Consider the following 1433-nt stretch of genomic DNA (forward strand, 5'->3'; position numbering starts at 1 on the left):
TGGCATCGACATGGGCGAGGACCCTCGCCGTCTGGCTGCCCTCGAAAGGGCACGCGATACCGGGCAGTCGGTCAGCAGTGGGCGCCTGATCTTCAGCGAGGCAAAGAACCCGCATGTAGGGATCGCCCTGCGACTACCGGTGTACCACAAGGTGCAGAACCTAGACTCGGTAGAAGCGCGCCGACGTGCATATGTCGGGTCGGTGGGCGCAGGAATCCGGGTCGATGACCTGATGAAGGACCTTGTCAGCAACGAGAATCTGCGCAGGATCCGGTTTCGCGTGTATGACGGCGGAGACTTCACGGGGCCCGCGATTCCTCCGTCCGCTGCTAACCTGCTTTATGACAGTGTCACCGGACTGGGACGCAGCCGGGGCGCAGGCTTCAGCGCCATCCACGCGGCGGTCTCGCACGTTGCGACAGCGGGGGCGGGAGGCGAGACGGCCCCGGGTGAAGGGCAGCATGACCTGGTCAAGAGCGTCGAACGGGATTTCGGTGGGCGGCGTTGGGTGATCGCCTTTGCGGCCGATGCCAAAGTTATCGGTGGTCCACAGCGTTACCTGCCGGCGCTGGTAGTTTTTTCCGGGCTAATTTTCAGCGTGCTGTTGGGGTGGTTGGCTTACGCGTTGTCGAGTTCGCGGGCCCGTGCCATCGCGGTGGCCGACCAGATGACGCACAGCCTTCGCAAAAGCCAGGCCGCGCTTGCCCAGGCTCAGCAGATCGCTCATCTCGGCGATTGGCGCATTGACCTAGGCAAGGACAGCGCGCATTTTTCCCGCGAAATGGCCCGCCTGCTCGGCTGGCGCGGCGACAAGCCGACCCCGGAAACGCTGTTCGAGGCGATTGACGCCGGCCATCGCGCCGCGCTGCGCGAAACGATGCGGGCAGCCGTGCAGGATCGTCAGCCGTTCAAGTTCGAGTGCCCCTACCAGTCGCGGCGCGGGCGCAGAGGCTGGCTGCATCTGATTGGCCACGTGCTTGGGGGGGCGGACAGCGCCGTCCTGCATGGAACCGCGCAGGATATCAGCCAGCGCAAGTCCGCCGAGCAGGCCAGGGCGCAGGAACACCAGATCACCATGAGTCTGGCGACAGCCACCAGTGAAATCGAGGTGTTGGAGGAGATCGTCCACACGCTGCTCGAAGGCATGGAATGGGAGGCGAGTGCCTTTTGGCCGAGCGACGACAGCCATGGACTGAAGCTGCCCCCTATCTGCATGTCTCGCATCAAGGCGCTGGAGCCCTGGCTCGCTAATCGCCCTGCATGGCCGGCTGGCGCTGCGGTCTTGCAGGCGCCGCAATGGTATGCAAACCGGATTGCGATGGCCCGGCACGCTCAAGCCCATTGCATTACACACAAGTCACTCGTGACCAATTTCCCGGGCGTACTTGATACCGGCGGCGAAGTCCATTACGCGCTGCAGGCCTTGCCAGATT

Annotated in this window: 1 protein-coding gene; it reads left to right on the forward strand. The window is 63.9% G+C overall.

Annotated features, from left to right (window positions below; genetic code table 11):
• On the forward strand, positions 1-1433 hold a 1433-nt coding region (locus K309_RS0134930), incomplete at both ends, for a CHASE domain-containing protein (RefSeq protein WP_029050479.1).

The sequence above is a fragment of the Cupriavidus phytohabitans genome (assembly GCF_000426345.1).
Lineage (GTDB): Bacteria > Pseudomonadota > Gammaproteobacteria > Burkholderiales > Burkholderiaceae > Cupriavidus.